This window comes from Achromobacter kerstersii (assembly GCF_902859595.1).
GTDB lineage: Bacteria > Pseudomonadota > Gammaproteobacteria > Burkholderiales > Burkholderiaceae_B > Achromobacter > Achromobacter kerstersii.
Map to the genome: position 1 here is coordinate 177,053 of NZ_CADIJQ010000011.1, position 26,244 is coordinate 203,296.

The 26,244-nt window shown below is 63.0% G+C and carries 26 protein-coding genes and 1 tRNA gene; 13 read left to right on the plus strand and 14 right to left on the minus strand.

All coding sequences use genetic code 11. The features are described 5' to 3' along the window. Nucleotides 1-151: 151 nt before the first annotated feature. Nucleotides 152-958, plus strand: coding sequence for a GNAT family N-acetyltransferase (locus HV765_RS26285; protein WP_054427937.1), 807 nt, complete (start codon nucleotides 152-154; stop codon nucleotides 956-958). A gap of 202 nt (nucleotides 959-1,160) precedes the next feature. Here HV765_RS26285 and ppx read toward each other — a convergent pair whose 3' ends face one another. Further along, on the minus strand, nucleotides 1,161-2,648 hold the full coding sequence (gene ppx, locus HV765_RS26290; protein ID WP_054427936.1) for an exopolyphosphatase: 1,488 nt from the start codon (nucleotides 2,646-2,648) through the stop codon (nucleotides 1,161-1,163). Between the two features lie 222 nt (nucleotides 2,649-2,870). Here ppx and ppk1 point away from each other — a divergent pair, with 222 nt between their 5' ends. From ppk1 to HV765_RS26320, 6 genes are all read left to right on the plus strand, one after another. Then, on the plus strand, nucleotides 2,871-4,946 hold the full coding sequence (gene ppk1, locus HV765_RS26295; protein ID WP_054427935.1) for a polyphosphate kinase 1: 2,076 nt from the start codon (nucleotides 2,871-2,873) through the stop codon (nucleotides 4,944-4,946). A gap of 244 nt (nucleotides 4,947-5,190) precedes the next feature. After that, nucleotides 5,191-6,231 (plus strand): phosphate ABC transporter substrate-binding protein PstS, encoded by a 1,041-nt coding sequence (pstS, locus tag HV765_RS26300; protein ID WP_175171479.1) that lies wholly within the window; start codon nucleotides 5,191-5,193, stop codon nucleotides 6,229-6,231. Between the two features lie 157 nt (nucleotides 6,232-6,388). Continuing rightward, entirely contained in the window at nucleotides 6,389-7,405 is a 1,017-nt protein-coding gene (gene pstC / locus HV765_RS26305) for a phosphate ABC transporter permease subunit PstC (RefSeq protein WP_035212374.1), read from the plus strand. Between the two features lie 26 nt (nucleotides 7,406-7,431). After that, nucleotides 7,432-8,286 (plus strand): phosphate ABC transporter permease PstA, encoded by an 855-nt coding sequence (pstA, locus tag HV765_RS26310; protein WP_082387318.1) that lies wholly within the window; start codon nucleotides 7,432-7,434, stop codon nucleotides 8,284-8,286. A gap of 48 nt (nucleotides 8,287-8,334) precedes the next feature. Further along, the gene (gene pstB, locus HV765_RS26315) at nucleotides 8,335-9,111 is read left to right on the plus strand and encodes a phosphate ABC transporter ATP-binding protein PstB (RefSeq protein WP_006221056.1); all 777 of its coding nucleotides are present in this window, start codon (nucleotides 8,335-8,337) and stop codon (nucleotides 9,109-9,111) included. 130 nt (nucleotides 9,112-9,241) lie between these two features. Next, nucleotides 9,242-9,318: transfer RNA gene (locus HV765_RS26320), tRNA-Pro, on the plus strand. Nucleotides 9,319-9,416: 98 nt separating this feature from the next. On the opposite strand, the gene HV765_RS26325 is transcribed toward HV765_RS26320, so the two are convergent. Together HV765_RS26325 and HV765_RS26330 are read right to left on the minus strand one after the other, a co-directional pair. Continuing rightward, nucleotides 9,417-10,016 (minus strand): thiamine pyrophosphate-dependent enzyme, encoded by a 600-nt coding sequence (locus HV765_RS26325; RefSeq protein ID WP_175171480.1) that lies wholly within the window; start codon nucleotides 10,014-10,016, stop codon nucleotides 9,417-9,419. Then, nucleotides 10,016-10,552 carry a thiamine pyrophosphate-binding protein gene (locus HV765_RS26330; protein WP_054427931.1) on the minus strand — a complete coding sequence of 179 codons (537 nt, stop codon included), beginning with the start codon at nucleotides 10,550-10,552 and terminating at the stop codon, nucleotides 10,016-10,018. Before HV765_RS26330 ends, HV765_RS26325 begins: the two co-directional genes overlap by 1 nt. 77 nt (nucleotides 10,553-10,629) lie before the next feature. On the opposite strand from HV765_RS26330, the gene HV765_RS26335 reads away from it, so the two are divergent. After that, complete coding sequence (locus HV765_RS26335) at nucleotides 10,630-11,601, plus strand: LysR family transcriptional regulator (RefSeq protein ID WP_245636510.1); 972 nt, start codon at nucleotides 10,630-10,632, stop codon at nucleotides 11,599-11,601. Nucleotides 11,602-11,904: 303 nt separating this feature from the next. Next, nucleotides 11,905-12,867 (plus strand): tripartite tricarboxylate transporter substrate binding protein, encoded by a 963-nt coding sequence (locus HV765_RS26340; RefSeq protein ID WP_175171481.1) that lies wholly within the window; start codon nucleotides 11,905-11,907, stop codon nucleotides 12,865-12,867. 169 nt (nucleotides 12,868-13,036) lie between these two features. On the opposite strand, the gene HV765_RS26345 is transcribed toward HV765_RS26340, so the two are convergent. The 4 genes from HV765_RS26345 to HV765_RS26360 form a co-directional block, all read right to left on the minus strand. After that, nucleotides 13,037-13,945, minus strand: a complete 909-nt coding sequence (locus HV765_RS26345; protein WP_082387317.1) for a DNA/RNA non-specific endonuclease — start codon at nucleotides 13,943-13,945, stop codon at nucleotides 13,037-13,039. 105 nt (nucleotides 13,946-14,050) lie between these two features. Then, nucleotides 14,051-14,653 carry a LysE/ArgO family amino acid transporter gene (locus tag HV765_RS26350; protein WP_054427929.1) on the minus strand — a complete coding sequence of 201 codons (603 nt, stop codon included), beginning with the start codon at nucleotides 14,651-14,653 and terminating at the stop codon, nucleotides 14,051-14,053. 118 nt (nucleotides 14,654-14,771) lie between these two features. Further along, complete coding sequence (locus HV765_RS26355; protein WP_054427928.1) at nucleotides 14,772-15,023, minus strand: hypothetical protein; 252 nt, start codon at nucleotides 15,021-15,023, stop codon at nucleotides 14,772-14,774. Between the two features lie 228 nt (nucleotides 15,024-15,251). Beyond that, nucleotides 15,252-16,160, minus strand: a complete 909-nt coding sequence (locus HV765_RS26360; protein ID WP_175171482.1) for a LysR family transcriptional regulator — start codon at nucleotides 16,158-16,160, stop codon at nucleotides 15,252-15,254. A 112-nt stretch (nucleotides 16,161-16,272) separates the two neighbouring features. Between HV765_RS26360 and HV765_RS26365 the strand changes: the two genes are divergently transcribed. The 3 genes from HV765_RS26365 (at nucleotide 16,273) to HV765_RS26375 (ending at nucleotide 19,581) form a co-directional block, all read left to right on the plus strand. Further along, nucleotides 16,273-17,229: a hydroxymethylglutaryl-CoA lyase gene (locus tag HV765_RS26365; RefSeq protein WP_175171483.1), complete on the plus strand. Its 957-nt coding sequence runs from the start codon at nucleotides 16,273-16,275 to the stop codon at nucleotides 17,227-17,229. Between the two features lie 26 nt (nucleotides 17,230-17,255). Then, complete coding sequence (locus HV765_RS26370; protein WP_175171484.1) at nucleotides 17,256-18,482, plus strand: CaiB/BaiF CoA transferase family protein; 1,227 nt, start codon at nucleotides 17,256-17,258, stop codon at nucleotides 18,480-18,482. 112 nt (nucleotides 18,483-18,594) lie between these two features. Further along, nucleotides 18,595-19,581 (plus strand): tripartite tricarboxylate transporter substrate binding protein, encoded by a 987-nt coding sequence (locus tag HV765_RS26375; RefSeq protein ID WP_175171485.1) that lies wholly within the window; start codon nucleotides 18,595-18,597, stop codon nucleotides 19,579-19,581. Between the two features lie 15 nt (nucleotides 19,582-19,596). Here HV765_RS26375 and HV765_RS26380 read toward each other — a convergent pair whose 3' ends face one another. Further along, a complete protein-coding gene (locus tag HV765_RS26380; RefSeq protein WP_054427923.1) occupies nucleotides 19,597-19,821 on the minus strand; it encodes an HP1242/YdcH family protein in 225 nt (74 codons plus the stop codon). Nucleotides 19,822-20,075: 254 nt separating this feature from the next. Between HV765_RS26380 and HV765_RS26385 the strand changes: the two genes are divergently transcribed. Next, nucleotides 20,076-21,224: a sterol desaturase family protein gene (locus HV765_RS26385; RefSeq protein ID WP_054427922.1), complete on the plus strand. Its 1,149-nt coding sequence runs from the start codon at nucleotides 20,076-20,078 to the stop codon at nucleotides 21,222-21,224. A gap of 19 nt (nucleotides 21,225-21,243) precedes the next feature. Here HV765_RS26385 and HV765_RS26390 read toward each other — a convergent pair whose 3' ends face one another. The 6 genes from HV765_RS26390 to HV765_RS26415 all read right to left on the minus strand — a co-directional run bounded on the left by HV765_RS26390 (nucleotide 21,244) and on the right by HV765_RS26415 (nucleotide 26,169). Further along, nucleotides 21,244-21,969, minus strand: a complete 726-nt coding sequence (locus tag HV765_RS26390) for an anti-sigma factor (protein ID WP_175171486.1) — start codon at nucleotides 21,967-21,969, stop codon at nucleotides 21,244-21,246. Next, nucleotides 21,966-22,535, minus strand: coding sequence for a sigma-70 family RNA polymerase sigma factor (locus tag HV765_RS26395; protein WP_054427920.1), 570 nt, complete (start codon nucleotides 22,533-22,535; stop codon nucleotides 21,966-21,968). Before HV765_RS26395 ends, HV765_RS26390 begins: the two co-directional genes overlap by 4 nt. A gap of 154 nt (nucleotides 22,536-22,689) precedes the next feature. Then, a complete protein-coding gene (locus HV765_RS26400; protein ID WP_054427919.1) occupies nucleotides 22,690-23,253 on the minus strand; it encodes a DUF3455 domain-containing protein in 564 nt (187 codons plus the stop codon). 140 nt (nucleotides 23,254-23,393) lie between these two features. After that, nucleotides 23,394-24,017: an isochorismate family cysteine hydrolase YcaC gene (ycaC, locus tag HV765_RS26405; RefSeq protein WP_054427918.1), complete on the minus strand. Its 624-nt coding sequence runs from the start codon at nucleotides 24,015-24,017 to the stop codon at nucleotides 23,394-23,396. A gap of 117 nt (nucleotides 24,018-24,134) precedes the next feature. Next, nucleotides 24,135-25,106 carry a LysR substrate-binding domain-containing protein gene (locus tag HV765_RS26410; protein WP_175171487.1) on the minus strand — a complete coding sequence of 324 codons (972 nt, stop codon included), beginning with the start codon at nucleotides 25,104-25,106 and terminating at the stop codon, nucleotides 24,135-24,137. Nucleotides 25,107-25,203: 97 nt separating this feature from the next. Continuing rightward, nucleotides 25,204-26,169 (minus strand): AraC family transcriptional regulator, encoded by a 966-nt coding sequence (locus HV765_RS26415; RefSeq protein ID WP_175171488.1) that lies wholly within the window; start codon nucleotides 26,167-26,169, stop codon nucleotides 25,204-25,206. Nucleotides 26,170-26,244: the final 75 nt, after the last annotated feature.

Here is a 26,244-nt window from a genome sequence, read left to right on the forward strand (position 1 = left end):
TGACGCAGTATTTAATTGTAAAGTTTTGTCGAGATTTGCCTAAAGTTGATCTATCTCCCCCGAACTAAACTTCATAGTCACGTAACATATCTGTCAAGTCTTTGACATACAGGGCGTCCACACTGACTGGACTCTCTAGGAGCTTCGCGCAATGCTGGAACTAGCACGCATTAACCCCAGTCGTAATCCCGCTGAACCGTGGCCGGGCGTCGCCCCGAAGGTGCTGGCGGTCGGCCTGGCGCGCACGGCGGAAGAAATCGAGCAGATTCAACGTCTGCGCTACGACGTCTTCACTGAAGATATGGGCGTGGTCTTTCCCAACGCCCAAGATGGAATCGAACACGATCGCTTCGATCCCTTCTGCGAACATCTGATGGTTCGCGAAATGGACACCGGCCGCGTGGTCGGCACCTACCGCATCCTGACCCCTGAAAAGGCGCGGGAAGCCGGCGGCTATTACTCGCAGTCTGAATTCGATCTTTCCGGTCTGGGTTCAATCCGCGACGAACTCGTCGAAGTCGGCCGCTCTTGTACGCACAGCGACTACCGCAACGGCGCCGTCATCATGTTGTTGTGGTCCGGCCTGGCGGAATACCTGCGTCGCGGCGGCTACGAATACGTGCTGGGCTGCGCCAGCGTGAGCCTGCGTGACGATGGCGTCACTGCCGCTGAAGTCTGGCGCACGATCTCCAAGCAGCTGCCGCAAGACGGTGAGCCCCAGGTCAAACCGCTGCACCGCTATCCGGTAGAAAAGCTGAACAGCACGCTGCCAGCGCGCGTGCCGCCGCTGATCAAGGGTTATCTGAAGCTGGGCGCCAAGGTGTGTGGCGAACCCGCCTGGGACCCGGATTTCAACGCCGCTGACTTCCCGGTGCTGCTGAAGATGGAGCGTATGGACGAGCGCTACCGCCGTCACTTCGGCCTGGACCAACCGGCCGCTCTGAACGGCCAGCGCTGATCATCATGCGCCGCCTGATCCGCCGTATGAAGATCAGATTGATACGGCGGGCCACGCGGCCCTTGCGCATGGAGCTCAAGCAGCTCCATCGCGAGACAGATTTGTCGCCGTTCTGAGTCGATTCTGCTGGCACCGTAAAACGGGCGATGGCATTGCTGCCATCGCCCGTTTTTTCGTCCGCGCGCGCTCATCCGCGCGGGCGTCAGTACTCAAGCAGTTCGAACGAGAAACCTACCTTGTTCCATTCTGCTTCTTCCGCGCGCAGCGTGAAGTCGCTAAGCGGATGTTGCGCCAGCCATTCGCGGTTGACGCGCACGACGATGGAGTTATCGCGCACGGATGCCGTCAACGGCAGCGGTTCGATTTCACCGCGGCGGCGGAACAGCAGCACCGCCAGACGCAGGCTCAGGATGGCCTTCCATTGCGGACGCGTGCGGATCAGGGGTTCCAGCTTGGTCAGCTTGCCCTGGTGGCCCAGCGCCAGCAGGGCCAGCAGTTGCTGGTCGGCCCGCGAGAAGCCCGGCATGTCGGCGTTTTCCAGGACGTAGGCCGTGTGCTTGTGATACGCGTTGTGGGCAATCGACAAACCCACTTCGTGCAGGTCGGCCGCCCAGCCCAGCGCGGGGCGGAGTTCGGCGCGTTCGGGGCCTTCGGGGAACATGGCGTCAAACAACGTCAGCGCGGCGTGGCGCACGCGGCGAGCCTGGTTCAGGTCGACGTGATAGCGCTTCATGAACTGGCGTACTGATTCGTCGCGCTTGTCGTGTTCGTCGTCGCGGCCCAGCAGGTCGTACAGCACGCCCAGGCGCAACGCGCCGTCGCCCGTGTGCATGACTTCAATGCCCAACTCATCGAACAACGCGCTCATGATGGCCAGCCCGCCGGGCAGCACGTCGGAGCGTTCGATCTTGATGCCGGGCAGCTCGGACGGAATGACGCGGCCCGAACGCACGATGCGGTCTTTCAGCTTGGCCAGGCCGGCGCGCGTGATGCCGCGGTCCGAGAACCGGCTTTCGGTCAGAATCGCAAACAACGCCTTGGCGGTGCCGGACGAGCCGTAGGCTTCCTTCCAGCCCATCTTGCGGTACTGCTTGGCGATGACTTCGATTTCGCGGCGCGCGGCCAGTTCGGCCTGCTTCATCTGGTGCGCATCCACAACGCCGTCCGAGAAGAACTGGCGGCTGTAGCTGACGCAACCCATGTACAGCGACGACATCAGCCCGGGCTCGTGGCCCTTGCCGATGATGACTTCGGTGGACCCGCCGCCGATGTCGATGACCAGCCGCTTGTTCGGCGACGGGGGCAGGGTATGAACCACGCCCGAGAAGATCAGGCGGGCCTCTTCGCGGCCGGCGATGACTTCAATGGGAAAGCCCAACGCGGCTTCGGCGCGGGGCAGGAAGTCTTTCGTGTTGCGGGCGACCCGGAACGTGTTGGTGGCGACCGCGCGAACCCGGTTGGGGTGGAAGCTGCGCAGGCGGTCGCCAAAGCGCTCCAGGACGGCGATGGCGCGCTCGATGGCGTCGTCGCCAAGGCGTTTCTCGGCGTCCAGGCCGGCGGCAAGCCGAACGGTTTCCTTGAGACGATCAATCTGATAGATCTGGGGCGTACCGTCCTGTTGAACGATGCGTCCGATGGAGAGGCGGAAGCTGTTGGACCCGAGGTCCACCGCGGCCAGAAGTTGATCCATGCGGCTCGTGATATTGGCTTAGAGGTGGCCTGATTATAGAGACCCCATATGACAGTGCCCCCAGCTACGGGTTTTCGCTTATGGAACAGGGGCTTGGCGGCATATCGCGGGTGCGCCATATGTCCCGATTTAGGCGTACGCTATGGTTTTGGCGCGGTGTCATAGAACCGTCACTCTTTTGCAGTAAAACTCCACGCTCCCTCCCTACGTATGGAATCCGGTATGCCCACACGCCCGCCTGGCGAGCCCTTGCTCATGAATCGCGAGTTGTCGCTGCTTAAGTTCAACGATCGTGTGCTGGCGATGGCGGAAAATCCGAAGACGCCCCTGCTGGAGCGGCTGCGTTACGTGTGCATTGTGAGCTCGAACCTGGATGAGTTTTTTGAAATCCGGATCTCCAGCCTGAAAGAGCAGCAGCGCCAGTCGCCGAACCTGGTCGGCCCCGACGGGATGACGCCGGACCAGGCGTTTGAAAACGTTCAGCAGGCGGTGCATGCGCTGGTCGCCCGCCAGTACAACCTGCTGAATGACGAAATTCTGCCGGCCATGCAGACCGAGGGCATCACCCTGCATCACGCATCGGAATGGAACGCCGAGCAGCAAGAGTGGGCGCGTGATGTCTTCAACCGCGATGTGATGCCGCTGCTGACGCCCATCGGGCTGGACCCGGCGCACCCGTTTCCCCGCGTCTACAACAAGAGCCTGAATTTCATTGTGTCGCTGGCCGGGGCCGACGCCTTTGGCCGGCAGGCGTCGATCGCCGTGGTGCAGGCGCCGCGCGCCTTGCCCCGCCTGATCAAGATGCCGCCGGAACTGTCCGGCCACCCTGAAGGCTTCATCCTGCTGACCTCGCTCTTGCGCGCCTTTGTGGGCGAGCTGTTCCCGGGGCTGGAGATGCTGGGGTGCTACCAGTGGCGCGTCACGCGCAACAGCGATCTGTTCGTGGACGAGGAAGAAGTCACCAATCTGCGTCACGCGCTGCAAGGCGAGTTGTCGCAACGCAACTTCGGTGCGGCGGTGCGCTTGGAAATCGACAAGCTCACGCCCGTCGAACTGGAAACCTTCTTGCAGCGCGAGTTCTCGCTGAAGGCCGAAGACACCTACCGCGTGCCAGGGCCGGTAAACCTGTCGCGCCTGATGCAGCTGTGCAATTCCGATTTGCGGCCCGACCTGCTGTTCCCGGACTATCGCGCGCCCGTGCCGGCGCCATTTGACCGCATCGGCGACAAGCCGCATGAGTTGTTCGAAGCCGTCGCCCAGCAAGACCGTCTGCTGCACCATCCGTACCAGTCGTTTCAGCCCGTCATCGATTTCCTGACCGCGGCCGCGCTCGACCCCGATGTGATGGCCATCAAGCAGACCATCTACCGCACCGGCGAAGATTCCGAGCTGATGAAAATCTTGCTGGCCGCAGCCCGCGCCGGCAAGGAAGTCACGGTGGTGGTGGAGCTGATGGCGCGCTTTGACGAGCAGACCAACATCAACTGGGCATCCAAGCTGGAAGAGGTGGGCGCGCATGTGGTGTACGGCGTCGTGGCGCACAAGACGCACGCCAAGATGGCGGTGGTGCTGCGCCGTGAAAAAGGCCGTCTGCGCCGCTATGCCCACTTGGGCACGGGCAATTACCACCCGCGTACCGCACGGCTTTACACCGACTTTGGTTTGCTGACCGCTGACCCGAAGTTGTGCGAAGACATGGACAAGGTGTTTGCGCAGCTGACCGGGCTGGGTGCGCGCCGTTCGCTGAAAGCGTTGATGCAGTCGCCCTTCACCATGCATGACGGCATGGTGGCGCTGATCCGTGCCGAAGCGCGCGCGGCCAAGGCGGGCAAGCGCTCGCGCATCATGGCCAAGATGAATTCGTTGCTGGAAGAGCAGGTCATCGAAGAGCTCTACAAAGCCAGCCAGGCGGGCGTGAAGATTGACCTGATCGTGCGCGGCGTATGTGCGTTGCGCGCGGGCGTGCCGGGCCTGTCCGAGAACATCCGGGTGCGCTCCATCGTGGGCCGCTTCCTGGAGCATTCGCGCGTCTTCTATTTCTTTGCCGAGGGCGAGGAAACCGTGTACTTGTCGTCGGCTGACTGGATGGACCGCAACTTCTTCCGCCGCGTGGAAATTGCCTTCCCCATCTACGACAAGACGTTGAAAAAGCGTGTCATCGACGAGGCGTTCACCTACGCCCTGCGTGATAACCAACTGGCATGGCAGCAGCAACCCGATGGCGATTACGCCCGCGTCAAAAGCCGTCGCGAGCCATTCAACGTGCATCTGTACCTGATGGAGAAGCTGGGCGTGTAACGGCGGCGGTGGTCACACGCGGTCTGTCACACAACGACGCGTCCCCGAATTTCGCGGCCGCCCTGGTTTTCCAGGGCGGCCGCGGTGTTTTCAGGGGAAGAGCAGGGCGGAAACGGTGTCGTATGAAGCGTATGTGACTGTCACTATCTTGTCACGTTGGGCTTCTAAGATGCGAGGGTCGCTGAAAGACAGGCACTAGAAAAAGCCTGACTAGACTCCTCCAACGAGCACAGAAGGAACCCTGATGTTCAAACGTGTCTTCAAACAAGTTTCCCTGGGCGTCGCGCTGAGCGCCGCCGTGTTTGCCGTCCAGGCCGCCGATGTGACCGGCGCCGGCGCATCGTTCCCGTACCCGGTCTACGCCAAGTGGGCGTCGGACTACAAGGCAGCCACCAACAACGCGGTCAACTACCAGTCGATCGGTTCGGGCGGCGGCCAGCAACAAATCATCGCCAAGACCGTCGATTTCGGCGCCTCGGACGATCCCATGAAGGCCGCTGACCTGGAAAAGAATGGTCTGCTGCAATTCCCGGCTGTTATCGGTGGCACCGTGGCCGTCGTTAACGTTGACGGCGTCGAGCCGGGCAAGCTGAAGCTGTCGGGCCCCGTGCTGGCCGACATCTTCCTGGGCAAGATCAAGAAGTGGGACGACAACGCCATCAAGGCGCTGAACCCCGACGTCAAGCTGCCGTCTGCCGACATCATCGTCGTGCACCGTTCGGACGGCTCGGGCACCACCTTCGGCTGGACCAACTACCTGTCCAAGGTGTCGGCTGACTGGAAGTCGCAAGTGGGTGAAGGCAAGGCCGTCAAGTGGCCCGTGGGTCAAGGCGGCAAGGGCAACGAAGGCGTCGCCGCCTACGTTGGCCAGCTGAAGAACTCCATCGGCTACGTGGAATACGCCTACGCCAAGCAAAACAAGCTGGCCTGGACGCAGCTGAAGAACAAGGAAGGCAAGTTTGTTCAGCCGGAACAAAAGGCCTTCGCTGCTGCCGCTGCCAACGCCGACTGGAAGAGCGCGCCGGGTATGGGCGTGGTCCTGACCGACGAGCCGGGCGCCGATTCGTGGCCCGTCACCGCCGCCACCTTCATCCTGATCCACAAGTCGCAAGACAAGCCGGCTCAGGGCAAGGCTGTGCTGGAGTTCTTTGACTGGGCGTTCAAGAACGGCGCCAAGTCGGCTGAAACGATGGACTACGTGCCGTTGCCGGAAGCCGTCACCAAGGAAATTCGCGCTGCTTGGGGCGAAGTGAAGGCTGCCGACGGCAAGGCCGTCTGGAAGTAAAGGGGGGTGGCGCGCTGGGGCCTGGCAGGTATGCAGAACCCCCGCGCGCCCAACCCATCAAGCCATCGCCCCTTGAATTCCGCGAACGGAAGGACAGGGGCGGTGCGCTGCAAGACCCTCGATGTTTTCCCCCAGGTTCTCTAAGGAAAGTCCATCCATGAGCGCGGTAATGGATAATAGTGTGCCGCTTTCGCCCAGCGTGGCGGACTCCGTGACTACCGGCACGCCTTCGCCTATGAAGCAAAATAAAAACGCGCTGATGGATGCGCTATTCAAGAATCTGACCCGCCTGTTCGCCTTCCTGGTGTTCATTTTGCTGGCGGCGATTCTGGTATCCCTGATCTACGGCAGCCGCGAGTCGCTGGCCAAATACGGCTTGTCGTTCCTGTGGCTGAACGACTGGGACCCGGTCAATCAGAACTACGGCGCGGTGGTGCCCATCATCGGCACCCTGCTGACGTCGGCCATCGCCCTCATCATCGCCGTGCCCGTCTCGTTCGGCATTGCCATCTTCCTGACCGAGCTGTCGCCGACCTGGCTGCGCCGCCCGTTGGGCACGGCCGTTGAAATGCTGGCCGCCATTCCGTCCATCATCTACGGCATGTGGGGCCTGTTCGTCTTCGTGCCGGTGTTCCAGCAGTATGTGCAACCGTTCCTGATCGCCACCTTGGGCAGCGTGCCTGTCATTGGCGGCATCTTCGCGGGTCCGCCGTTCGGCATCGGCATCTTCACGGCCGGCCTGATCCTGTCGATCATGATCATCCCGTTCATCGCCGCAGTGATGCGCGACGTGTTCGAACTGGTGCCGGCGATGCTGAAGGAATCGGCCTACGGCCTGGGCAGCACGACCTGGGAAGTGATGTGGCGCGTGGTGCTGCCCTTCACGAAGTCGGGCGTCATCGGCGGCATCATGCTGGGCCTGGGGCGCGCCCTGGGCGAGACGATGGCTGTCACCTTCGTGATCGGCAACGCCTTCAAGTGGTCCGGTTCGCTGTTCTCGCCGGGCAACTCGATCGCCTCGGCGCTGGCCAACGAATTCAATGAAGCGGGCGGCATTCAGAAGTCGGCGTTGCTGGAGCTGGGGTTGATCCTGTTCCTGATCACGACGATCGTGCTGGCGCTGGCCAAAGTGCTGCTGGTTCGCCTGTCTGCTGGCGAAGGCAAGAAGACCTGACGCGCCGCGAGCACAAGGAAAAGATCATGGCTGTCTCCGTACTCAATATGCAGAATGGCGTTTACCGACGCCGCCGCATCCTCAACCGCATCATGCTGACGGTGTCGCTGGGCACGCTGGCGTTCGGCTTGTTCTGGCTGTTCTGGATCATCCTGACCCTGCTGACCAAGGGCGCGCCCGCGCTGTCCTACACGCTGTTCACCGAGATCACGCCGCCCCCGGGTCAAACCGGCGGCCTGATCAACGCGATTTTCGGCAGCGTGGTGATGGCGGGCGTGGGCACGCTGATCGGCACGCCGGTCGGTATTCTGGCTGGCACCTACCTGGCTGAATATGGCCAGCGCGGCTGGCTGGCGCCGGCCACGCGCTTCCTGAACGATGTGTTGCTGTCCGCACCGTCCATCATCATCGGCCTGTTCATCTACGCCGTGTACGTGGCGCAGGTGGGCCATTACTCGGGCTGGGCGGGCGCGCTGGCGCTGTCCATCCTGGTGATACCGGTGGTGGTGCGCACGACCGACAACATGCTGCTGCTGGTGCCCAACAGCTTGCGTGAAGCGGCTGCGGCGCTGGGTTGCCCCAAGTGGCGCATGATCACGCTGGTGTGCTATCGCGCCGCCAAGACCGGCATCATCACCGGCGTGCTGCTGGCCATTGCCCGGATCTCGGGCGAGACCGCGCCGCTGCTGTTCACCGCGCTGTCCAACCAGTTCATGTCGTTCAACATGAACGCGCCGATGGCCAACCTGCCAGTCGTCATCTACCAATACGCCGCCAGCCCCTTCAAGGACTGGAACGACCTGGCCTGGGCCGGGGCTACGCTGATTACGTTGCTGGTGCTGGGCATCAACATCATTGCCCGCAACATGTTCCGCAAGTAAAGATCGCTTTGCCGGCGCGCGTGGCGCGCCGGAGCCAAGGGAAAAGAAATGGAAAACACCGCTACCGCCGTCAAGAACAAGATCGAGGTCAAGAACCTGAACTTCTACTACGGCAAGTTCCATGCGATCCGCAATGTGAACATGTCGATCCAGGAGAAGAAGGTCACGGCCTTCATCGGCCCGTCGGGCTGCGGCAAATCGACCTTGTTGCGCACGTTCAACCGCATGTTTGAGCTGTATCCGGGCCAACGCGCCGAAGGCGAAATCATCCTGGACGGTGAGAACCTGCTGACGGCCAAGACCGATATTTCGCTGATCCGCGCGAAAGTCGGCATGGTGTTCCAGAAGCCGACGCCGTTCCCGATGAGCATCTACGACAACATCGCGTTTGGCGTGCGCCTGTTCGAACGCCTGTCCAAGGGCGAAATGGACGAGCGCGTGGAATGGGCGCTGAGCAAGGCGGCCCTGTGGAACGAAGTGAAGGACAAGCTGCATCAAAGCGGCAACAGCCTGTCGGGCGGCCAGCAACAGCGTCTGTGCATTGCACGCGGCGTGGCCATCAAGCCGGAAGTGTTGCTGCTGGACGAGCCCTGCTCGGCGCTGGACCCCATTTCCACTGCCAAGATCGAAGAGCTGATCGCCGAACTGAAGAACGACTACACGGTCGTGATCGTGACGCACAACATGCAGCAGGCCGCGCGCTGCTCGGACTACACCGCCTATATGTACCTGGGCGAACTCATGGAATTCGGCCAGACCGACCAGATCTTCGTGAAGCCGTCGCGCAAGGAAACGGAAGACTACATCACGGGCCGTTTCGGCTGATTGCCAGCATCAATGCAAAAAGCGCGCCACATCGGCGCGTTTTTTTTGGTGGTCAGGAGCGCTGCACGGTGGGCGTGGCTCCCGGTGCGGCTCCCGCAGCGGGTGGGATTCTGGTATAGTCTGCACCCTTCGGGGCGTAGCGCAGCCTGGTAGCGCATCTGCTTTGGGAGCAGAGGGTCGTGAGTTCGAATCCCACCGCCCCGACCAAAAAAATTCAAGGGCTTACGCTTTTAAAGCGTAAGCCCTTGTTCATTTCTGCGGCGCCATGGGTACCCCTATAGGTACCATCGACGCGCCGTCGTTTCTCAGAATGTCGGCAAATCCAGCGCGGCCCGGAACCGGTTCTTGACGTGGACGCCATCGCGCGGTGGCAGCGCACGCGCCGGTTCGTCGGGCAGGATGAACACCTGCGCGAATGCCACGCCGCGCCGGGCCTTCACCCGTTCTGCGACCTCGCTCGCCTGATCCGTTTCGCGGACGCTGAAGGCATCCTTGATGCCGAACCCCCGCGCCACCGCGACCAGGTCAGTGCCCAGGCTGGTGTGGCTGCGCTGCATGCCGGTTTCGCCAAAGTGGCCGTTGTCCAGCACCACGATCGTCAGGTTCTTTGGTTGTTTGGCGCCTATGGTGCCCAGGGTGCCGACACCCATCAATTGTTCACCATCCCCGGTGATTACGACGACCGAGCGCGCAGGCTGCGCCAGCGCCAGTCCAAGTCCCATCGCCGCGGCGCCGCCCATGGCGCCCCAGAGATAGAAGTTGTGGTCCCGGTCGCCGGCGGCAAAGACGTCATAGGAAGGCGACCCCAGGCCGGAAATGACCAACGCATCAGGAGCTGCGGCGATCAGTTGCGACACGAAGGCGCGGCGCTCGACGGCGCCGGATGCGTTCACGTGGGTCGACATTAGTTGCGCTCCCATTTCTTGCGTCCGATCAACGTCTGCGAAAGCAGTACGGCCACCTGTTCGCCCGCCAGGAAGGCGGAATCGAGCGCGGCGCTGACAATCTCGCCGACCTCTTCAGGATTCGAAGCCCTAAGCACCGTGATCCCCATCAATTCCAGCGCCTGCTGCGTCGTCTTGCCCATCGGACCTTGCCACGGATTGAACTCGGCATACTCACCGCGCATGGTCACCAGCGCCAGGAAGGGAAAGTTGCAGCTGCGCAGCAACGAAAACATGTTCACGCAATTGCCCACGCCGCTGCTTTGCATCAGCAGCGCGGCGCGCTGGCCGCCAAGCCACGCGCCGCTGACCAGCGCCACGCCCTCTTCTTCCGTCGTCAGAACAACGTCGTTGATGTCAGGGTCCAGCTGAGCCTGCCGAATGGCGTAGGCATGGCCGGCGTCCGGCACATAAGCGATCTGGCGGATGCCGCCGGATTTCAAGGCGTCAAACACGGCTTGCTGCCAAGCCGGCGCCTCGGTAGTGGTCGAAGTCATGGTTTCTATTCCCAGTGGCTGAGTACTTCGATCCATCTTATATCGCTATAGAATTGCCAACTAAATAGAATTATTTGATGGATCTCATCACCCATCTGCATACCCCGGAGGCATTGATGGACCTGAAGCAATTGAAGGCGTTCGTGACGGTGGCGGAGACCGGCAGCGTGACCAGCGCCGCGCGTCTGCTGAACATCGTGCAGCCGGCGGTCTCGCGCCAGTTGAAGCTGCTGGAAGATGACATCGGCGCGCCGCTCTTTACTCGCGGCCGCCTTGGGATGGAGCTGACGGACGCCGGCAAGACGCTCGAGGACTACGCCCGCCGCGCCTTGAACGAGCTGGATCGGGCGCGAGCCGAGATCCGGCCGTCCAGCGGGACCGTGGGAGGCATCGTTACCGTCGGCCTGTTGCCCAGCACTGCGGACATGCTGTCCAGCGCGTTGCTAAGCGCGGTGACGGCCCACTACCCGGGCATTCGCCTGCGGCTGACGGCCGGCTATGCCGGGCACCTGCAATCCTGGCTGGAAACCGGCGACGTGGACTTTGCGCTGCTCTACGACTCCAAGCCAAACCCTGCCTTGAAGTTCCGGCCATTGCTGGAAGAAAGCCTGTGGTTCGTGGGCCCGCCGGCAAGCGGGCTGGACAAGCACAACCCCGTGCGCATGGCCGACATCATCGGGCGTCCGCTGGTGCTGCCGAGCGCGCCGCATGGCCTGCGCTCGCTTGTGGAGCAGGCCGCGCGCGCGCAGGAAACGGATCTGCATATCGTGGCGGAGACCAACGCGATGAGCGTGCAGAAACGTCTGGTGCTGGACGGCCATGGCTACACCATCCTGCCCTCGATTGCGGTGGCGGACGATGTGGACCGGGGAATCCTGGCGGCGGCTCCGGTCGTCGACCCGCTTCTGGTACGTCGCATCGTGCTGGCGCAGCCCGCCACGCGGGCAGTGGCGAATTCTGTGCACTGCGTCATGAACGAACTGATCCAGTGCGCGCGCGACGCGGTCCGGCAGGATCGCTGGCCTTCCGCGCAATGGCTCGCCAAATAGCCCGTCGCCGCGCCATCTCCCGCTGTGATCATATCCATCACGAAATTCTATTTATTAGGCATTTTCATAACGGATTAATCTGGGTCAACCCGATTCATCGCGGTTCATCCACACACCTCCCCGACACGCCAACGAGCAAGAGGGAGGGGCTACCAAGGAGACAAACATGCGCTTTCCCATCAGGCTTTGGGCGTTCGGCGCCCTGGCACCCGCGCTCTGGGTCCACAAGCCGGACCGGTATCGCCCGCTCATTTGGGGCGGCGAAGGACTCCACGGCGCACAGCAGCCGGTGGGGGAGACAGCATGAAAGCACTTACCTTGACGCGGTTTTTCGCGGCCGGAGCGCTGGCGTTGGTTGCCAACACAGCCTGCGCCGCCTGGCCGGATGATCGCCCGATCGAGCTGGTGGTAGGGTTTGCGCCCGGCGGGGGCACGGACGTCATGGCCCGGCTGGTGGCGCAGCACTTGGAGAAGCGCCTGGGCACGAATGCGCGGATCATCGTCATCAACAAGCCCGGCGCAGGCGGGGAGATCGCGGTGCGCTACGTCGCGGCGGCAAAGCCGGACGGGTACACGCTGGGCATGATCAACGCTCCGGGCTTCGTGTACCTGCCCCTGCGCAAGGGCGCGAAGTACAAGCCCGAAGATATCCGCCTTATTGCCCGCCTGGTCGACGATCCGCTGCTGTTCATCAAGCGCCGTGGCTCCACCGCGCCGGACGATCTGCCCAGCTTGGTGCAAAAGCTGAAGCAATCGTCTGAATCGCTGTCCTTCGGGCACAGCGGCGACGGCACGACGGGGCACCTGGCGCTAATGGACCTGGAGCGCAGTCAGGGCGTGCGAGGCAACAGCGTTCCGTTCAAGGGCGGCGGTGACATCCGCTTGGGCGTGCTGGGCAATCACATCGACTACGGCCTGATCACGGTCAGCGAGGTGCCGGAGCTCAACGATCCGAACGGTCCCTTCGCGGCCATCGCCATCGCCAGCGACAAGCGCCACAACGGAACCATTCCCACCGCCGCAGAGGCCGGCATTGCGTTGCGATACTCGTCAGAACGCGGCATGGGCGGGCCGGCGAATCTGCCCGCCCCGATCCGGGACAAGCTGGAGCGGGCACTTCAAGACACGTTGAATGACCCGGCCTTCCTGGCCGCGTCCGGTCGCGACGCGGCGGTGCTTGCATTTCAGCCGGGCGAGCAATGGAAGGAAAGCCTGGACCGTCAGACGCTGATGTTCAAGGCCGACGAGGCTCCCTTGGCAAAGTAGCGGGGGAACTGATCTTGCCGGCATTTTTTTTTGGAATTGTCGGTGGGATCAGTTGGGGATTGCAGGCGGCTTTTCCCGACTTTCCAGGTTCGTCGCTGTGCATCGCAGCACCTATGTGCGTTCCTGACACCCTCCCCATGCACCCCCTGCCGTCAGTCATTGCTTCCTGTCATCCCCCCGCCGGCAACAACTGCATCCCCGTTCTTCTCACGAACTCGTCATAGCTGATCGGCGCGCTTTCTTTCGTGCTGGCGCTGTTGGCCTGCCAGTGCACCCAGGAGCGCCCGGTTGTGGCGTCGTAGACCACTTTGAAAATGTGGCTGGGCACGGCGACGCCGAAGCCGATCGACCTGGGTTTGTCGTCGTAATAAGGCCCGGTGTACACGTACACATCGCCTGCGGCGCGCATCACGTATTTGCGGGTGTCTTGTTCGATGCGGCTCCAGGGGCCTGCGTTATGCGTCTGGTCCTGCGGCACCATGTTGGCCAGCGAGAAGCTCTGCGCCATGGTCTCTTTGGAATACATGTCGCCGGCAGGCGCCATGTGGCCGCGCGAGTATCCCGAGCCTTTGTAGTCGTCCAAGGCGGCGCGTTCGCCGCTGGGCAGGCGGGCTTCAGGGTAGAACTTGTCGGTGCGCTGCAAGCCTTGGGCCTGCGTCAGCAGCTTTCTGTTCAGCCGTTCCGCCACGAATACGGGCGTCTTCGTCTGGCCGTTGTGCAAGATGGCAAAGCCCGAGAAACATAGCTCGCGCAGCGCCTGCTTTGTCGGCACGACGGGCATGTTGCCCTTGGGGAAGAACTGCGGGCATTCCGCGAACCGGGTGTGGGTCTGCGATCCGTTGGGAACGGCGGCGGGCGCGTACGTTTCTTGGGCCGGCCATCCCAACCGCGCCAGGATGGCGTCGGGCGAAAGTTGCACGGGCCATTTGGGCTGTAGGACGTAAGTGGCGGCGCCAAAGCTGGCGAGCGACGACAGCAGTAGCGCTCTAAGAAAGCGAAAGCCGCGGCTTGCGGTTTTTGTGTTGGCCCGGCTGGCGGGGCGTCTCTTGGTGGGTGCTGATTTCTTCGCGCGCGTCATGCTGCCTGTGTGTTGCGGGCCGGCGCCTGGTGGTCGAGCGGGTGGCCGATGCCATCGGATTGTAGATGACTGCGGGCACCCGCAAGAGGCGGGCTGCAACCCGCGTTACAGCACCAGCTTCAATCCGATGGCGAACATTGCAACGCCCACACACGCGTCAAGCACGCGCCACGCTTTGGGGCTGGCGAACCATGGGCGCAGTAGTCGCGCGCCAAATCCCAGTGTGAAGAAAAACACGAACGACGCCGACATCGCGCCCAGCGCAAAGGCCACTTTTTGCCCTTCGTACTGGCTGGAGATCGACCCCAGCAACACCACGGTGTCCAGATACACGTGCGGGTTGAGCCAGGTGAATGCCAGGCAGGCCGCTAGCGTCGCGGCGAGCCCGGCGGTTTGTTTGGCTGACGGCGACAGGCTGTCGTGTTGGGTGCGCAGGGCGGAACGCAGGCTGCGTGCGGCGTAGACGAACAGGAACAGCGCGCCGCCATATCGCATGGCGGGTTCCAGCCAGGGGAGGGTGTCAGCGGCGAATCCGAATCCGGCTACGCCTGCGGCAATCAGGATGGCGTCGGACAGCGCACACGTCAGGCAGACGGCGAATACATATTCCTGGCGCAGGCCCTGGCGCAAGACAAATGCATTTTGTGCGCCGATCGCCAGGATCAGGCCAAGGCTGAGCAGAAAGCCGGGAATGAAGGCGGTTGTCATGGCGAACCCTGAATTTAAAGGGCGACAGACTAGCCGTTGTTGCGGCGTTAGAAAAACTAAATAGCCTAAAGCTTGTTTAGTTTTCCTAAATAGATGGAATTCGTCAGACGTGCAGCGTTCAATGCCGCTGCTTGCCGGGCGGCGTTGCGGTCAGGTTTTGCAGTTGCTGTTGTAGCGATTGCAGCAGCATCTGAATCTGCTCGGACGTCAGCGCGTAGACGCGGCCGCGCTTGGCTTCGTCGGGCGTTTGCGTGGCCTCGGTAATGAAATCCAGCCGAACCAGCAAGGAATCGTATTCCGCGATGGGCATCATGGCCCACCCCGTGACCGGCAACACCGGTTCGCCTTCCTTGAAATCTCTGTCCAACATGTTGACGCCTCTGGTGTTCACCCGGACAAGATTCCGGGCGGTGGCGATTCTAGTTGTTCAGCAAAATGTAAGCAATCGGCGGAGTGTCTGGCTGAGTTTCAGCGCCGGATTTCAGCCCGGCATTTCCGCCCAGCATTTCCGCCCCGGATTTCAGCCCAGCATTTCCGCCCCGGATTTCAGCCCAGCATTTCCGCTCCGGATTTCAGCCCAGCATTTCAGTCAGACATTTCAGTCCCTCTGACGCCCGGCCTCCACCAGATGGTCCAGCAACAAACTGGCTGCGGCGGACAAGGCGTTTTCGTCGCGCATGCAGATGGCGAAGCGGCGGTGGCTCCAGGCGTCGTTCAGCGGCAGCACCCGCAGGCCATGGGCCATGGCGTAGGGCGTGGCCACTTCAATGGGCGCCACGCTGATCGCCAGGCCGGCCAACACCACACGAAAGGCCGAGTCGAAGTTGCTGACGGTCACCCGGTGCCGAAGCACCTTGCCGCTTTGGCTGGCGGCCGTTTGCAGCATGCGCAATACGGCGCCGGCTGCCGGCATGTTGACGTGTTCGTACGCCAGCGCCTCTTCAAACCAGACGGTGTCGCGTTGGGCCAGCGGGTGGCCGGGCGCGGTGACTACGGCCAGCCGGTCGCCCTGGTAAGGGCGGGTGGCCAAGCCGTGGAAATCGGCGGCGTCCCAGCAGATGCCCAGGCTGGCGATGCCGCCTTTGACGTCGCGCACGACGTCCTGGCTGACGCGCTCTTCCATGTCGACGCGAATGTTGCGATGGGGGGCGGCCTGAAGAAAGGCGGCAATGTCTTCGGCCAGCGACTCGGCCAGCACCGATGCGGTGGCCAGAATGCGGACCTGGCCTTTGACGCCGCTGGCATAGGCCGACATATCGCGTTCGATGCGCTCCGAGCTCGCCAGAATGGCGCGCGCGTGTTCCAGCAGCGTCTCGCCGGCTTCGGTGGGCTCAACGCCCCGCCGCTTGCGCGTCAACAGCTTGGCGCCGACGGTGTCTTCCAATTGCGCCAGCCGTTTGCTGATGGCCGAGCCCACGATGTTGGCGTGCTGGCCGGCGCGCGCGATGTTGCCCGTCTCGCAGACCGAGATGAAGAGCCTCAAGGTGGTGATGTCCAGGTCACGCATCGCGCGCTGCCTTATGAAGTTCCGATACGGAATATTAGACGTTCCTAAATAGCGCTGGTGAGCGAAACCAGAATATCTAAACTGGCAGTTCCTTGATCTGGTTCCGGCTGCAATGACAACCCTTTCCACGTCCTCCTGTCTTCCGACTTCCGCAACCGTGCGCGAAGTGGGCCTGCGTGATGGGCTGCAAAGTCTGCCGATTGTGCTGCCCACGCAGACCAAATTCGAATGGATCGACGCCGCCTATGTCGCCGGTCAGCGCGAAATCGAGGTGGGCTCGTTTGTGCCGGCCAAGTTGCTGCCGCAACTGGCGGATACCGATGCGCTGGTGTCCTACGCCAAGCAGCGGCCGGACCTGTTGGTGTCGGTACTGGTGCCCAACTTGAAAGGCGCGGAACGCGCGATCGCCAGCGGCGCGGACTTGATGCTGGTGCCGCTGTCGGCCAGCCATGCGCACAGCCTGGCCAACTTGCGCAAGACGCCCGAAGACGTGGTGGCCATGGTCGGTGAAATCCGCGCGGCGCGCGATGCGGCCGGGTCGGCGATGCTGATTGAGGGCGGCGTCGGCACGGCGTTTGGTTGCACGTTGCAGGGCGAAGTCCGGGCGGACGAGGTCTTGCGGCTGATGCAGGCGCTGCTGGATGCCGGCGCTGATCGCGTCAGCCTGGCCGATACCGTCGGCTATGCGGACCCGGCGTCAGTGCGGCGTCTGTTTGAACAGGCGCGCCGTATCGTGGGCGACCGCCTGTGTTGCGCGCATTTTCATGACACGCGCGGGCTGGGGCTGGCCAATGTGCTGGCCGCGCTTGAGACCGGGGTGTCGCGTTTTGATGCCTGTCTGGCGGGCATCGGCGGGTGCCCGCATGCGCCGGGCGCCAGCGGCAACGTCAGTACCGAAGACCTGGTGTTCATGCTGGAAAGCATGGGCATCGCAACGGGCGTGGACATCAGCCGCTTGCTCGCACTGCGCGAGGCTGCGGGCCGCTGGTTACCGGATCAGCCCCTGCATGGCGCGCTGTGGCGCGCTGGCCTGCCCAAGACCTTTCCTTCCTACGCGGGCGCAGTTTGAACGCGCCCGCCACACTGAGTTTGCCCATGTCACACGCCATTGAAGACCCCCCCGTTTCCACACCCGCTCGCACCTTGCCGCTGGCCGGCCTGCGCGTCGTGGAATTCACGCACATGGTGATGGGCCCCACATGCGGCATGGTGCTGGCCGACCTGGGCGCCGAGGTCATCAAGGTTGAACCGGTGCAAGGCGACCGCACGCGTCATCTGTTGGGCGTGGGGGCGGGCTTTTTCCCCATGTTCAACCGCAACAAGAAGAGCATCGCGCTGGATATCCAGAGCCCGGCGGGTGCGGCGGCTGCGCGCAAGCTCGCGGCCAGCGCCGACGTGGTGGCCGAGAACTTCCGGCCAGGAACGATGGCGAAGTACGGGCTCGACTACGCGTCGCTGGCGAAGGACAACCCCCGCCTGATCTATGTCAGCCACAAGGGTTTTCTGCCCGGGCCTTACGCCATGCGCACCGCGCTGGACGAGGTGGTGCAGATGATGGGCGGGCTGGCCTACATGACCGGCCGCCCGGGTGACCCGGTGCGCGCGGGCACCAGCGTGAACGACATCATGGGCGGCATGTTCGGCGCCATCGGCGCGATGGCGGCGCTGATCCAGCGCGGCATTACCGGGCGCGGGCAAGAGGTGCAGTCGGCGTTGTTCGAGAACAATGTGTTCCTGGTGGGCCAGCACATGTTGCAGTACGCGATCACCGGCCAGCCGTCCGCGCCGATGCCCGACCGCGTCTCCGCCTGGGCGCTGTACGACGTGTTTACCGTGAAAGACGGCGAGCAGATTTTCCTGGCGGCGGTGAGCGATGCGCAGTGGATCACCTTTTGCGACGCCTTCGGCTTTGATGACCTGAAGTGCGATCCCGCCTTGGCCACCAACAACGATCGCGTGCGCATGCGCCACACCTTGCTGGCGGATCTGCGCCAGCGCTTGGGCGGTTATCGGGCGGCGGAATTGGCGCAGGTGTTCGAACGCATCGGCCTGCCGTTCGCACCCATCGTGAAGCCCGAAGAACTGTATGACGACCCTCACCTGCGCGCGACGGGCGGCCTGGCCGACATCCGTTTACCCGACGGCGAGCGCGCCGGCCAGATGGCGGGCGCGGCGCTGTTTCCGCTGATGATGGACGGGCAACGCCTGGGCGTCAGGCAACACCCGCCTGTGTTGGGAGCGGATACGGATGCGTTGTTGTCGGACTTGGGCTATGACGCGGGTCAGATTGCGGCGATGCGGGAGCAGGGCGCCGCGGCATAAGGCAGGCAGCCCGACGCGCGGGGTTGCAGTAGGGCGCGCGATGCAAGATTGAAGTTGCTGTATGGAAACGGCCGCGCCAGTCGGCCGATACGAAAACCGATAGGAGACAAACATGAACCATCAACGCGCTGGCTGGAGCCGCCGTCAGATGCTGGGAGCGCTGGGCGCCGCGATGCTGGCCGCGCCTGCCATGACGTGGGCGCAGGACGCGCGCCCGGTGAAATTCATTCTGCCCGTGGGCGTAGGGTCGGGCGTGGACACGATTACCCGCGCGGCGGGGCCGGCATTGACTACCGCGCTGGGGCATACGGTCGTGGTTGAAAACCAGCCGGGGGCGGGTGGCATCGTTGGCACGTCGGCGCTGGTTCGGTCAACGCCAGACGGCTACACGCTAAGCATGCTGTCGAACAATCATGTGATCTTTCCCAGCGTGTACAAGTCGTTGCCGTTTGATCCGCTGAATGACATTACGCCGATCAGCATGATTGGCATGACGCCGTTCCTGCTGGTGGCGAATCCGAAGAACATTCCTGCCCGCAATATCAAAGAGCTGACCGCGTTGCTGGCCGCGCAGCCGGGGCGGTACAACTACGCGTCATCGGGCAATGGCACGATTTTGCATCTGGCCGCTGAAATGTATGTGCAGCAGGCGGGGGTCAAGGCGCGGCATATTCCTTACAAGGGCGTGGGTCCGATGATGGCGGACCTGATCGGCGGGCAGGTGGATTTTGGGGTGCTGTCGCTGCCGTCGGTGTTGCCGCAATTGAAAAGCGGCGCGCTCAAGGCGCTAGGCGCCTGTGGCGGTGAGCGCATGGCGGCGCTGCCGGATCTGCCCACGGTGCGCGAGCAGGGTTTGGCGGACTACGAGATTGGGGGATGGTTTGCCGCGGCGGGCCCGGCGAAGTTGCCGCCCGCCGAAGTGCGCCGCATCTACGATGCACTGGGGCGGGCTTTCAACACGCCAGAGGTCAAGCAGGCGATGGCGACACAGAACAACAAGATCCTGTTGATGCCACCGGATCAGACGGTGGCGTACTTCCGCTCCGAAATGGCGAAGTACGCGGCGGTCGTCAAAGGCGCGGGCTTGGAGCTGATGTAAACCGCGCGGGGCGGGTCAGCCTCCGTTCTGGTCCGCCGCTTTCAGCAAGCCATACAGCTTGTCTTTCAAGTGCAGCTTTTCCTTCTTCAGCACTTCAATGTTCACGCCCGAAGTCGGCACGATGCCGTCTTCCATATTTTGAATTTCCTGGTCCAGATCGTTATGCCGTTGGAACAGCGCGGAAAAATGCGCGTTCTCGGATTTCAGTTGAGTAATGAGTTGGCGATATTCAGGGAACATTGGGGCCTCTCTTAAGTGAACTGATTGACGGGACCGACGGCGCGTCGGGTAGCGCACGCGTCAGCGTCATTTCCATGACACGCCAACGCCTGCGCGTTGTCAACCAAGCGCCGGGCGCGTCAAGTGACAGAAATTGACGCCGCGCAAGGGCCCGCGCGGCGCCCGCAACTCTGTCTCTTATGCTCACGTTTCATTACAAGGCCAATTTTTCCTGGCGATACACTCGCTTCCCCGTGGTTAGCCATAGAAGTGATATGAAACAGCGCGCGCCTATTCATCGGCAAGTCTTTGAACTTTTCAGGCAAGACGGGCGTATTCACGCTGGCACCGGCATGATGAGCGGCGTGATAGCGCTGTTTCTGGCCATACTTTCCGTGCTGGGCGTATTGGCATTTCACTTCCCGGCCTACCTGACCACGCCGGAATTGCGCAGCTTCTATTCCGTCGAAGCCATGCGCACGCTGCTGTTCACCGCGCTGCTGGTGTCCGGTTCCATCGCGCTGGCCAACACCATTCTGGGCCGCCAGCGCTGGCTGAACATTTCCGCCTTCGTGCTGGTCTGCTGCGCGGTTGCGGCAGGCGGCAGCCAGGTTGTGGTGACCACGACGAACACGGGCAACCATCCTTATCTGGGCCTGGACTGGTTCATTCTGGACTTGCTGGCTTCCAGCACGGTCTTCATCATCTTCGAAAAGCTGACGCCGCTGTATCCGGGGCAACCGGTGTTCCGGGGCGAGTGGCAGGTGGACATGAAGCACTTCCTGTTCAACCACCTGTCGGTGGGGGCGGTGCTGCTGTGCATCAACTTCTTCATTCACCGGCTGTTCTCGTGGGCGGCGTACGAGCCGCTTCAAGCCGCCATTCAGTCGATGCCGTACTTGCTGGAACTGTTCGTCGCCGTGCTGGTGGCGGACCTGGCGCAGTACGCGGCGCACCGGATTTATCACGAGGTGCCGTTCATGTGGCGCTTTCATGCCGTGCACCACAGCACGCGCACCCTGGATTGGCTGGCGGGTTCGCGTCTGCATATCGTCGAGCTTCTGATCACGCGCGTGGCCGTGCTGGGCGTGCTGTTCGTGCTGGGCTTTTCGAAAGCGGTGCTGGACGCCTACATCATCATCGTCGGCTTCCAGGCGGTGCTGATTCACTCCAACGTGAAACTGCCGTGGGGCTGGCTGCGCTACATCATCGTGACGCCGGACTTCCATCACTGGCATCACTCGTCGGACACCGAAGCCATCGACAAGAATTACGCCGCGCATTTCTCGTTCATCGACTACCTGTTCGGCACCGCCGTGCTCGGCGTGGGCAAGCGCTTGCCCGAGAACTACGGCATTCTGGACAACGACATGCCGGGCACGTTCCTGGCGCAACAGGCGTATCCGTTCGCGCGCAAGAAGTAGGGCGCCCCCCCCTCATTCCCTACAGCATCTTCACCGCGCGTCCGATGAACTGGATCGGACCCGTCGGCTTGCCGATAGGCGAACCGGTCTTGGGCTCAAGCGTCAGCTCGAAAAGCTGGTTGGGTTCCAGCGGCGGCAGCTTATCCAGCGGGATGATGACCGGTTCACCCGGCTTGATCAGGCCGAGCGACACGGGGCCGGCCCAGCCGTCTGCCTTGGTCCAGAATTCCAGCGCACGATCAGGCGGCACTTCGGTTGCCGCGATCGGCACCAGTTGCACCGCGCTCTGGCCAGCCTGCGCTTGCACCACCCAGCCGGGCGCCTGCGATTGCGGCGCAACCAGCACCACCACATACTGCGGCGCACCGGGAATGGCGGCGGGGCGCAAGGCCAAGGTGCTGCCCAGAACCAAGACGGCGGCAAGTCCTCCGGCCGCCAGACTGCGCCAGAAGTTCAAGCTGTTCCATAGTCCGGCCGCGCGCGGCGCGGCGGGGCGCGCGGCGGCTTGGGACGCGTCCAGGGTACGAAGGATGCGCGGCCACAAGCGGCTGGAAGGCTCAACGGGTTCGGACAAGTTGGTCAAGGGCAGCAGCCTGTCTTCCCAGCGGGCGACGGCCTCGCGCAACGCGGCGTCGTGCATCAGACGGGCTTGCACGTCGCGGCGCTGCGCCGCGGACAAGGTGCCCAGCACATACTCACCGGCAAGTTCGTCGCGGTCATCTTGAAAATCTTGCGGGGCGCTCATGCCAGGCACTCCTTGAGCGCTTGCAGGCTGCGCTTGATCCAGGCCTTGACGGTGCCCAGCGGCGCGCCCAGGCGCTGCGCGATTTCGCTATGCGACAGCCCTTCCACATAGGCGTGCAACACGCAATTGCGGCGCACGGGTTCCAGTTGTTCCAGGCAAGGGCCGATCTGGCCGGCGCTGGCGCGCCAGTCGAAGGCGTCGCGGGTGTCTTGCCAAGCGTCGATGGCGTCGCGGGCGTCAAGCGCCGCAGCGGTGTCGTCGTCGACATCGGTTTCGCGTGCGGTGTCGCGCAGCGCGTTCAGCGCCAGGTTGCGGGTGATGCTGTAGAGCCAGCCGCGCCCCGAGCCGCGCGATGCGTCGAAGCTGCCTGCCTGGTTCCAGATCTTGACGAAGGCGTCATGCACGATGTCCTCTGCCCAAGCGCGATCGCGCAGGAGTCGTTGGGCCACCCCCAGCAGGCGTGGGCCTTCTTGCCGGTACAAGGTTTCCAGTGCGGGCCGATGGCCGGCCGCGCACGCCTTGATAGCCGCGTCGTAATCAAAATCCTGGGTCTGGCGATTCGGCATGCGATAGCAAGGGAAAGGTCAGTAGGAGGCGGCCGCGCGCATGACGCTCGCGCGGCAAGGAATCGCGCCATCTTACCGGACTCTTTCCCGCCGCCGGCCCGCCGATACGATCGGCTGACCGGCGGCCAGAGACATCTGGGTGCGCAGCCCCGCCTTAGTTCGCCTTCCAGAAAATGTAGTCGGCCTGGTACGGCACCTGGCTTTTCTGGCCGACGGTCGCCGGCGTGCAGGGCGTTTTCGGCGCCACGCCGCCCTTGAGCGCCACGCGCTGGATATAGGTCACGCCCGTCAGCGCGCCCGCGCCCATGGCGGGGTTGGCCTTCACCAATTGATAGGGCAGGTTGCCATCGCCGGCCGGGGCCACGGCCACTTGCGTGCCGGTCAGCTTGGAGCCGTCCATGGCCTCCCACGTGGCGGGCGGGCCGTAGTACGTGCCCACTTGTTTGCCCTGGCGGTCATTCAGCACGGCCTTGGGGCCGGCAAAGACCCATTCCGTCTGGCTCTTCATGTCGGCTTTGGCGCGGCATTCGTAGGTGATCTCGCCCACGCCCACGGTTTCCCAGGCGACCTTGTTGCCGGCTGGCACTTGAACGCTGGCGGGCAGGCTGGCCTGCGAATAAGCCATGGACTTCGAGCTCATCGTGCCGCAAGCGGCAAGGAGCGACACGGCGAACAGGCCGGCAACGGTGGGAAGGCGATTCGAACGTTGGGTCTTCATGAGCGGTCTCCAGCGACGTGAAAGGTCTGTAGACGACGCGCACGATGCGCGCCGGTACAGGTACTACACGCGGGAGGCCGAAACGGATGCAGGCCGGATGCAAATATTTTTGCATCCGGCCTGTAGGGGGGGAGATCCGCTTACTTCGCGGCCTTGGTCGAGTACGACGCCATCAGGTTGCGGTAGTCGGGAATGTGGTTGGCGAACAGCGTACCCAGGCCTTCCACGTCATTGCGCCAGTCGCGATGCAGTTCGCACGCCACGCCGAACCACGACATCAGCTGGGCGCCGGCCTGCTCCATGCGGCTCCAGGCGGCGTTGCGGGTGACTTCGTTGAACGTGCCCGAGGCATCCGTCACGACGAACACGTCAAAGCCTTCTTCCAGGGCCGACAGGGCGGGGAAGGCGACGCACACTTCGGTGACCACGCCAGCGATGATCAGCTGCTTCTTGCCGGTGGCCTTGACGGCCTTCACGAAGTCTTCGTTGTCCCAGGCGTTGATGTTGCCGGGGCGGGCGATGTAGGGGGCGGCAGGGAATTTGTCTTTCAGTTCTTGAACCAGCGGGCCGTTGGGGCCGTCTTCGAAGCTGGTGGTCAGGATGGTGGGCAGCTTGAAGTATTCGGCCAGATCGGCCAGCGCCAGCACGTTGTTCTTGAATTGGTCCGGTTGGAAATCACGCACCAGGGAAAGCAGGCCGGCTTGGTGGTCAACCAGCAGGACGGCGGCTTCGTTCTTGTCCAGTTTCACGTAGGGCTTGGTCATGGTTTGCTCCGTTATGTCTTCAGGTTTTGGTGCGCGGTGTTGCGCGGTGAGTGCATGAACAGAATTCTAAATACAAGCCAATGACCCCGGTAGAGGGTGAAATTGTGTCTCAGCGTTCTATAAATCGGACGATTGGGACACTCCCTTCAGGGATGAAATGCCGTGGCGCAGTTGCGTTTGCGTTTCGCGCCGGGCGTTTTCACGATACTCCGCGCTCATGAAATCCAGTAGTTCGCGCACCGCAGGTAACAAACCCCGCCGCGACGGGAAAACGGCATGGACGGCCCCGGGCTCGGGGTGCCAGGGCGCGCCCACCGGCACGAGCGTGCCGGCGTCCAGTTCTTCATGGATCATCATCAGGGGCAAGGCCGCCGCACCCACACCGCGCAGCGTGGCCTGCTTTAACGCCAGCATGTCGTCGGTGACAAGCCGGGGCGTGAACGGCACGTTCTGCCGCTGGCCATCAGGGCCATCCAGCCGCCACAGGCATTCGCGCTGCTCGGTGCCCAGCGCCAGGGTCGGCAATTGGCTGATCTGCGCGGGGTCGGCGTTGGGGGGCAAGTTGCGCGCAAGAGCCGGGCTGGCGACCAGGCTCTGGCAGCTCATGCCCAGATGCTTCATCACCAGGTCGCTGCTTTCAATGGGGCCGAAACGCACGCGCACAGCCAGGTCAAAGCCTTCGCGCAGCACGTCGACCGAGCGCGAAAAACTCTTCAGATACACGTGCACCTTGGGGCACTTTTCCATGAAGCGCGCCACCACGTCACCCAGAAAGTAATAGATCAGCGCGGGCGGGGCGCTCATGCGGATGGTGCCTTGCGGTTCGGCGTGCGTGCGGTCGATGACATCCTGCGCGGCTTCGGCGCCCGCCAGCATCGACAGGCACTGGTCGAAATATTCCTGCCCCAGCTCGGTCACGGCGAAGGTGCGGGTGGACCGCTGGATCAGGCGCACGCCCAGGCGTTCTTCCAACAGGGCGATGCGGCGGCTAAGGCGGGATTTCGGGATATCCAGCGCGCGGCCGGCGGGGGCAAAGCCCCCATGTTTCACGACCTGGACAAAGTAGTAGAGATCATTCAAGTCGTGCATGAGCTTCCCGCAGTTTCCGAATTAAGACGTAGCGGGGAGCATATAACGCCCCCGCGTCTTCGGGCGGAAAGCGGCGGGGCGAGGGGTCCGAACGGGCCTAGGCGGCTGCGCCGGCTGACTCTTCCTTCCAGCGCTGCTTGTCGCGCAGCGGCGGGGTGCCGAACAAGCGGCTGTATTCGCGGCTGAATTGCGATGAGCTCTCGTAGCCCACTGCGTGCGCGGCCAGCGCCACGCCGGCGTCATCGCTCAGCATCAGCCGGCGCGCTTCCTGAAGCCGCAGATGCTTCTGGTATTGCAGCGGGCTCATGGCGGTGGCCTGCTTGAAATGGTGATGCAGAGACGACACGCTCATGTGCACGTCGCGCGCAATCTCTTCCACCCGCAGCGGCTGCGCATAGTTGTCGCGCAGGATGCGAATGGCCTTGGCCACGCGGTTCAACTGGCTGTCTTGCAACACCGACTGGCGCAGCACCACGCCCTGGCCGTTCATCAGCAGGCGGTACAACAGCTCGCGCTTGATCATGGGCGCCAGGATGGGGATGTCGCGCGGCGTGTCCAGCAAGCGCAGCAGGCGCAGCACCACGTCCAGCAGGCAGCCGCCCAGCGGGTTCACGCACAGCGCCCGCGCCGCTTCGGCGGGCACCAGCGGCGGCAGGTTTTCGTCGCTGATCAGTTCGGCGATCTCTTCGGGGTTCAGATCCAGCCGCAATCCCAGGTAGGGCAGGGTCGGGCTGGCGACAGACACCTTGGCTACCACGGGCAGGTCCACCGACGAGATCAGATAGTGGAAGGGGTCGTACTCAAAGCTCTCGTCGCCGATCAGCAGGCGCTTGGACCCCTGGGCAATGACTGCCAACGCGGCTTTCTGCAAGCCGGGCTTGGCGCCCGTCGGCTGCGACAGGCGGTGCAGATACAAGCCCTCGATGGGCGTATCCAATGAACCTTCCAAGTGGCCCGTCATCCGGTCCAACGTGCACAACAGTTCCCGGCGGGCCGGTTCGACGGCGATGTCCAGGGCGGCGGCGCTGACGGAGTCTCCCGGTCGTTCGGTAGTAATAGGCATGTGGGCTCCGAAGGGCGCGTCGCCCGCGCGGGTGGGCCGGCGGCGCAACAGGGGGTGGATGCGCTCCAGTGTATG